General features: G+C 26.9%; 8 protein-coding genes. 4 read left to right on the forward strand and 4 right to left on the reverse strand.

Annotation, left to right across the window (positions count from 1 at the left end; genetic code table 11):
- Positions 1 to 249 precede the first annotated feature (249 nt).
- Complete coding sequence (locus ACRDBA_RS16660) at positions 250 to 1,650, reverse strand: sensor histidine kinase (protein ID WP_438574058.1); 1,401 nt, start codon at positions 1,648 to 1,650, stop codon at positions 250 to 252.
- Complete coding sequence (locus tag ACRDBA_RS16665) at positions 1,650 to 2,360, reverse strand: response regulator transcription factor (RefSeq protein WP_438574059.1); 711 nt, start codon at positions 2,358 to 2,360, stop codon at positions 1,650 to 1,652. The genes ACRDBA_RS16660 and ACRDBA_RS16665 overlap by 1 nt, the downstream gene beginning before the upstream one ends.
- A gap of 157 nt (positions 2,361 to 2,517) precedes the next feature.
- Here ACRDBA_RS16665 and ACRDBA_RS16670 point away from each other — a divergent pair, with 157 nt between their 5' ends.
- The 3 genes from ACRDBA_RS16670 to ACRDBA_RS16680 are packed head-to-tail and all read left to right on the forward strand — an operon-like array spanning position 2,518 to position 4,710.
- Positions 2,518 to 3,249, forward strand: coding sequence for an ABC transporter ATP-binding protein (locus ACRDBA_RS16670; protein ID WP_438574060.1), 732 nt, complete (start codon positions 2,518 to 2,520; stop codon positions 3,247 to 3,249).
- Positions 3,239 to 3,979: an ABC transporter permease gene (locus ACRDBA_RS16675; protein ID WP_438574061.1), complete on the forward strand. Its 741-nt coding sequence runs from the start codon at positions 3,239 to 3,241 to the stop codon at positions 3,977 to 3,979. Before ACRDBA_RS16670 ends, ACRDBA_RS16675 begins: the two co-directional genes overlap by 11 nt.
- Before the next feature lie 5 nt (positions 3,980 to 3,984).
- The gene (locus tag ACRDBA_RS16680) at positions 3,985 to 4,710 is read left to right on the forward strand and encodes an ABC transporter permease (RefSeq protein ID WP_438574065.1); all 726 of its coding nucleotides are present in this window, start codon (positions 3,985 to 3,987) and stop codon (positions 4,708 to 4,710) included.
- Between the two features lie 77 nt (positions 4,711 to 4,787).
- Here the strand turns inward: ACRDBA_RS16680 and ACRDBA_RS16685 are convergent, their stop codons facing one another.
- The gene (locus ACRDBA_RS16685) at positions 4,788 to 5,549 is read right to left on the reverse strand and encodes a recombinase family protein (protein WP_438574062.1); all 762 of its coding nucleotides are present in this window, start codon (positions 5,547 to 5,549) and stop codon (positions 4,788 to 4,790) included.
- A gap of 369 nt (positions 5,550 to 5,918) precedes the next feature.
- Positions 5,919 to 7,094 (reverse strand): MFS transporter, encoded by a 1,176-nt coding sequence (locus ACRDBA_RS16690; RefSeq protein WP_438574063.1) that lies wholly within the window; start codon positions 7,092 to 7,094, stop codon positions 5,919 to 5,921.
- A 103-nt stretch (positions 7,095 to 7,197) separates the two neighbouring features.
- Here ACRDBA_RS16690 and ACRDBA_RS16695 point away from each other — a divergent pair, with 103 nt between their 5' ends.
- The gene (locus tag ACRDBA_RS16695; protein ID WP_438574064.1) at positions 7,198 to 7,737 is read left to right on the forward strand and encodes a GNAT family N-acetyltransferase; all 540 of its coding nucleotides are present in this window, start codon (positions 7,198 to 7,200) and stop codon (positions 7,735 to 7,737) included.
- Positions 7,738 to 8,011: the final 274 nt, after the last annotated feature.

The raw sequence follows: 8,011 nt of genomic DNA on the forward strand, positions 1-8,011 counted from the left end.
TCAAGATTCTCTTATCTTGTTAGGTTATAAACTAAAAGTTAGGATACCCGTCGCCAAACAGTACTCCTAGCTTTTTTTATTATCCGATTGTTATAGATAAATTGTAACATAAAATTACTTTTTAGTACATAGAAAGCGATTCAGTACTAAAGTACCCCAATACTAAGAGGACAAAAAATGAGGGTATTTTTTTCACTTATTTTTAATAAAAAACACAAGTTGGACTTAGAAAAAAAATATATATGTTTTTTACATGTCTCCTCTTGTCCCACCAACAGTAGTATCTTCCAGCATAATAGTTACCTGAAAACCACAATTATTTTGACTTTTAAATGTTATTTGACCATTATGTACTTTTATAATCTGCTTTACGATTAATAAACCTAATCCATGCTGTTCTAAAATATTTCCATTACCAAGTAGATAATGCTCATTAGATTTTACTTTTTCCAGTTTATCACAAGAAACTCCAATACCATTGTCAAGCACTTCAATAAAAACATACTTTGCTCTACGTATACAATTTATATTAATCTTACATCCATTTGGATTATGCTTAATACTATTTTGTATTAAGTTATTCAAGGCTCTTTTTAGTAGAAACTCATCCCCGATAATGTTAGTATTTGAGTCAATATCATGAGTAGTTAGCTCTATTGAATAACTTTCATCTATACCACTATTTAAAAAATCTGCAATGACACATCGTATTAGTTTAATTGGATATACAATCTTCATATCTAGGTTATGTGTGTCGTATTCTAATTTTGATGATATATTTAAATCATTGACTAGTTCACGGATACTTTCACTATTTTTACGTATAATTTTTGCCTGTTCTTTGCAACTACTTGGAATATTACTATTGTTTGCTAATTTATCTGAATACCCCATTATCATTGAAAGCGGCGTTCTAATATCATGTGAAACTCCAGCAATCCAATTTGAACGAGCAGTGTCTTTTTTCTTAAGAATAAGTGATAATTTATTAATATTTTCATTTATCTCATATAAATCGCCTTCGTTATTAAGTTCTATACTATTACCATTAGCTAATGATTGTATAGCTGTAACAATCGGGTTGATTGCTTTATTAATCTTATATTTAGAAACTGCATAAGCTATAAATAAAAGAAAAGCATCAAATAATATAATAATCAAAATTAACATTGGAATGTTTTTAACCATATTAAAATACATATAATTTGTGGGAAACTTAACAATACTTTCTTTTGGATAACCAAGTACTAATAGACCATATGTACACTCACGCACAAATACAGGATAGTCTTCAAGATAATACCTTGAAAATCTAGCTATATCTGAATAAGTATATTGAGTCTCTATTGTATTAGGTAAATCAAAACTCCATATAACAGATCCATCAGTATTGTCTATAAGCATTGCCCAAATATTTTTATATCGTAAATCATCTTTAATTTCTTTATCTAAATTATAATTATTATCAGAGTCTAGGTAGATAGAGTTTGCTGTAATGTCAGTCATTTCACTGGGTGAAGTATTTTTATTATAATAATTGACACTACTGTTAAATAAAATAATATATATTAATACATTGCTTAATAAAATAATCATTAGAAATCCTATAAATTTGATTAAATTACTTTTTATAAACTCATTCATATCCATTAATAGTTGCCTCTTTTTTCTACAATTAATTTATAGCCTAACCCTTTTATTGTAATTAGTGACGTAGGATGTGAAGGATCTAATTCTATTTTCTCTCTAATACGTCTAATATGTGTCATAAGCGAGTTTTCATAACCAAAGTAATTATCTCCCCAAGCAGCTTCACATAATAAGTCTATGGTTAAAATTTTATTAGAATTTTGATATAATGCAGATAATAATGCGTGTTCTTTAGCTGTAAGCGTAAATATATCTGAACCTTTTTCAACTTGAGCTTTTTCAAAATCAATTGTACTATCTTTTAATATCACCGTGGGATTTTCATTTTTATAACAACGACGTAATACAGCACTAAGTCTCAATGTAAGTTCTTTTGGTAGAAATGGCTTTACGATATAGTCATCGCCTCCAATACCAAGTCCAAGGAAACGATCTTCAACCTCCCCTTTTGCAGTTAAAAAAAGACATGGAACATCAGAAGTTTCTCGCATTTTCTTTAAAAGAGAAAATCCATCCCCATCCGGAAGCATAATATCCAATATTACAATATCCGGCTTATATGAATTAAATTTTATTATAGCCTCAGAAGCTGATGCTGCTGTTAAAATATTTATATACCCATCATCTTCTAATATAGATTTTTCCATTAATATTAGCTGTGGATCATCATCTACTAAAAGAATTTTCTTTATCTTTATGTAATTAGTCATAAATCAACTTCCTTTCATTTTCAGGATACCTTTATTATATCAAAAATTCAGTTTTTACGTTATCTACTAATAAAAGTAAAGTAAATGTAAGGTTAAGCAAATATTGGTGTAAGGTTGGGATGATATACTTTTATCAAATAGAAAGGTGGGGGACAGGATGAATGTATTAGAGGTAAAACAATTAACAAAACAATATAAAGATATATTTGCTGTAAATCAGATTAATATGAACGTTAAAAAAGGTAAAATTTATGGTTTTTTAGGTCCAAATGGTGCTGGAAAATCAACTACTATTAGGATGATTTTAGGTTTGATAAGAAAAGATAATGGAAGTATAGAGTTTTTTGGAAAGCAATTTGAAAAAGATAAAATGAATATATTAAAAAAGGTTGGAGCTTTAATAGAGCAACCATCATACTATAGTCACTTAAATGCCTATGATAACATGAAAATAATAACTTTATTGAAAAATGGAGATATAAAAGAAATAGATAATATACTTAAAACAGTAGGATTATTAGATGTTAGGAATAAAAAGGTATCGAAATTTTCATTAGGGATGAAGCAACGATTAGCTATAGGGTTAGCATTAATTAATAATCCTGAAATTATAATCTTAGATGAACCTACAAATGGATTAGATCCCTTTGGTAGAATAGAGATTCGAGATTTATTAAGACAGCTTGCTGATGATTATAATAAAACGATAATAATAAGTTCACATATTTTAAATGAAATGGAGAACTTAGTTGATGACGTAGGAATTATAAATAAAGGAAAAATGATATATGAAGGATCTCTTAAAGAATTGAAAAATTCTAATGAAGATTGTACAAACTTAGAGGATATATTTATAAAGTTAGTGAAAGGAAAGAGTTATGAGTATTAGTTTATGCTTAAAATCTGAATATCTAAAAAGTAGAAAAAGTATTATATACAAAATTCCATTTATTTTAATCATTATTAGTTGTCTATTGTTTGCATTAGATTTAATTATCAGAAAAGAGGCTGTTCTAACATATGGAAACTTTCATAATCCATTTTATAGTTTAATTTTAGAAAATCACTCTAGGGTAAACTATCACTTATTTTTATTATTTACAATAATAAGTAGTAGTATGAGTATAAGTTTTATAGACTATAGTGATTCAATGTTGAATGTAATTTTAACATGCCCACTTAAAAGAAGTAGTATATACATATCAAAGTTGTTAATTGTGTTTGCAACGACAATTATAAGTATTGTTATAAATGGTTTATTTATTTATATATTATCTAGGAGTAGTGAAATTAGTTCATATATTGATATAGGATTTCTTGTTAGATATATGTGGATGCAATTTTTTGCATCTCTAGCAATCATAAGTTTGAGCGTTATGATTTCTATGATATTTAAAAATGAAATGATATCTATAGGGGTACATCTAGCATTAATTATTATATCGGTATTTATGAAACCTGAGTATATACCATATAATCCTTATATGTACCTTATGCAAACAACGCCATTTTATGATGCAAATATATTAGTACAAACTATGATAAATTCTATTATATTATCGATTATTTTCTTTATAGTAGGATTTATTATATTTAATAATAAGGACATAAGGGGGTAATTAATATCAAGAAGTTAGTATATTGTGAATTTATTAAAATAATAAAAAATAAGTCTAATATAATAGCATTTTTGTTTCCACTAGTATTTGTTATATTTGGTCTTGTAAATATATATAATCTGGGGGTTTATAATTTATCAAATACACAGAAATTAGATGTTATATATAACCAGAATGCATTGATTTATGGAGGGGTATGCTTGGGGATTTTCACCTCATATATAATATCGATGCAATGGAGAAATGAGTATAAAAATAATGCTATAAATAACGTATTGGTGACTCCTGTCAAAAGAGAAAGTTATTGTATTAGTAAGGCTATAGTTAGCTTCATAATTATAGTTACCAATATAATTATGTATTCACTAATCATATGGATAAGTAGGTATTTATTCGCACCAGAGTATAATTACATTGATAGTTTAATTATAAAAGGCATGGTATATGCAATAATAGCATGTATTCCAATGATAATCGTGCAGCATATCTTAAATTTAATTATAAAAAATACATTCATAACAGTAGGTATAGGCTTCATTTTTAGTGTTACTTCAATATTAACTGTCTATTTAAAAATAGGAAGTATTATTCCTTACTCATATGTTTTAAAATTTATGCTTTATGGATCTTATATCGATAAGATAGATATATTAAATATTATTATGTTTGGAATGTATATTTTATTAGGAGAAATGGCACTAAGAAAGTTTATAAAAAAGGATATAATATAATTAGCGCTATATTAATTTTTATTAAGAACTAGATACATTAAAATCATTTGGGTTTATGGATCTAGTTCTAGATTCTATTAGATTGTATCTTTCATTTTATTTACCTTATTCCACATATACTTTGATATTATTGGCTCTATATCAATAACAATCTCATTCTTTTCTTTTTTGCCCTGGTACTCAAATATCCCAATGTAGTTTTTGTTTTTTAGGATATAATCTACCTTCTGCTTTGAAAATCCATACTTATCACCTATTTTAGCTAATGAAAGCCCCTTGGACCTTAGCTTGAATATATCTTTTACTATTTTAGCTTCTGCTTCATCTATTTCAAACTGGCCCTGTTTATTTACTTTATATCCAAGTGATGGTTTGCCGCCAACCCACTTATTTTCATTTAATCTTGCGATTCTTCCATTACGAGTTCTTTCATTGATAACTGCCCTCTCAAATTCTGCAAAACTTCCTAGCATCTGTAAGAATAGCATCCCTTGAGGTGTTGATGTATCAAAGTGTTCTGTTATACTTACTAATGCTACATTGTACTCTTGAAGGTTATAAATCATTGCTAGTAAATTATATAATGATCTATGGATTCGATCGTTCTTATAAACCATTATCATATCTATATTATTTTTCTTTACATAGTCAATCATCTTATCATACTCTGGTCTATCAGTTGATTTACCTGATACTGCTTTATCTATAAATACTTTATCTATCACGATATCGTGAAGCTTAGCATACATTCTAATTTTCTCTTCTTGGTCCTTAAGTGAAGTATTATCTACTTGCATTAAGGTAGATATCCTACAATAACCCACTGCTCTTTTCTTCATGTCTTCCTCCAATTGTCTTTTATATATGTAACCTGCGTTTTTTCTGCAAAATTGCACCAAAGTTTATTCAAGTCAAGTAATATCAATGCTTTTATATATTATTCCCATACATTGCCCTAGTAGTGTCCTAAAAATGCGGATTTACAACGTTAAGGCAATCTTACCCGCTGATTTCAATGGTTTGATTATTTCCATCAGGAGGACGAGATACATGCTATTTTCCGCCACTTAGAAAAATAATGCATTATATGAGTATTTATGATTACCAATTATGACTCTGCTTTAAGTATTAGAATTACTAATGCCTAATCACATAATCATATCTTGTAAGTTATGATTATATTTTACTATTTATCATAATATTTTGCTTTATAATTCTTTAGAAGTAGTAACCGCTATAGTTTTCCTAAAATTAAAATACAGATAAACAGTTATGAACATTGTAATTGAAAAAAATATATACATAGAATTTAGATTAATGAACTTGAACATTATAGATAATATAAATAATATAGTCATTCTAATAAGAGTATTTATAAAAGAAATCATAGATTGATATTGAGAACTTTCATCTAAATTATCTATAGACTTTAAAACATATATATCAAAATGTATCATGAAGTAAGAGTAAGTTAACTGTTGAATAAAAATTCCTACAGAAAGAGATATATAATTTTCTAAACGAATAAGTAAAAAGCTAATTGGAACCAAGAGAAAGAACCAATACTCTTTTTTACCATCTAATTTATTACTATAAATTTGAACGCCTATTATACTAATTATCATAAATGATGAATATATGATGCCATATAATTCATCTTTAACACCTAAATTATTAAAAAATACAGTGTAATAATCAAAGTTACTTATAATAATGGATGTACAAACTGTGTAAAATATTAACTCAATAAATAGCATCCTATTTTTTATTATTTTAAAGAATAAGTATTTGCTACTTATGAATATAGATTTGGAGCTAGTTGTTGATTTTAAACTTTCTGTTGGTAGCAATACTAATAATATCAATGAAATTAAATAAAACAAAGCTGTGAGTATATATGGCGTGTATTTCCATAGTGAAAATATTAAAGAGCTTACGAGCATTAATATAAAGTTAAATATATTTTTATATTTTTGTATTTGAATTTTAATAGTTGTATAATCAATATCATTTTGATAGCATACATCTAAAAAATAAGTATTTTGTGAACCAGACTCCATTGATGTAGATAGACCAACTAATATATTAGTAAATATAAATCCATAAATATTCTTGGAAACACAAAATCCTATCATTGCTATAATCATTGATATTTTGCTAATTATAACAACTTTTTTGTTACCATATTTATCTGATAAGTATCCACTTGGAACTTCAAGTAAAAACACAGATGTTACTAATATAAATTTTAAGACAGATAAATCGGAGTTTGTTAACATAAAGCTTATTAAAAATAATATCTTTATAGGCACAATTAAAGATTCACTACATAGTAATTGGATTATTAATATATTTCTAGATAAATTTTGTTTTGAGTTCGTCATTGTGTATCCTCCTTCAACTTTCTATTAATGTTAGCAATAACTTTTTTAATTTTCAATAAATTAGAGCTATAATATTAATATATATTTAAAAGGAGTGTGTTATATGGAATTAGAGTTAGTAAGACCAACATTAGAGATGAAAGAGAAATACTTCGATTTTATAAAGGAATGGGATGATTTAGATGAAGATATTATTCCATCAGCAGTAAAACTAGAAGGAAGAAATTATGAAGAATGGCTCAAAAGGACTATTGATTTTGAATCTATTCCAATTGATGGATTGATTCCTGCACATACATATTTCTTGATTGATAAAGATGAAAATATTATAGGCGCTATCAATATACGACATTACCTAAATGATTACCTTGAAAAATTTGCTGGTCATATTGGTTATGGAATTAAGCCTTCTGAAAGGAAAAAGGGATATGGTAGTGAGATACTATCAATGGGGGTAAAGCTAGCTAATGAATTAGGGATAGATGATTTATTGTTAGTCTGTAGAAAAGATAACATTGGCTCTGCTAAAGTTATTCAACAAAATGGTGGAGTACTTGAGAATGAAATACTTAATAACGAAAATCTAATGCAACGATATTGGATAAATACAACTTTAGATTCAAATACTTTTAATAAAATCTAGTAAAATTAATATGAAATTATAATTAATCCGATGATATATTTCAAGTAAATCAAAAACAAAAAAACACGTGTAAGTCGGTCATACCAATAGATTCAAATCTAAGTGGCCGATTTTTACACGTATTTCGGTGTCCCCCCGAATAGAAGGGAAACTAGAGAACCTGAGTATCGGTATTAATTCTTTAAACTCAAACATAAGTGAATTGAATAATAAAATGTAAAAAAGCAACACAACCAATATAAAAATTAGGTGTGTTGCTTTTTTGTCCAAAAAT

The organism is Clostridium sp., assembly GCF_051654825.1.
Classification (GTDB): domain Bacteria; phylum Bacillota; class Clostridia; order Clostridiales; family Clostridiaceae; genus Clostridium.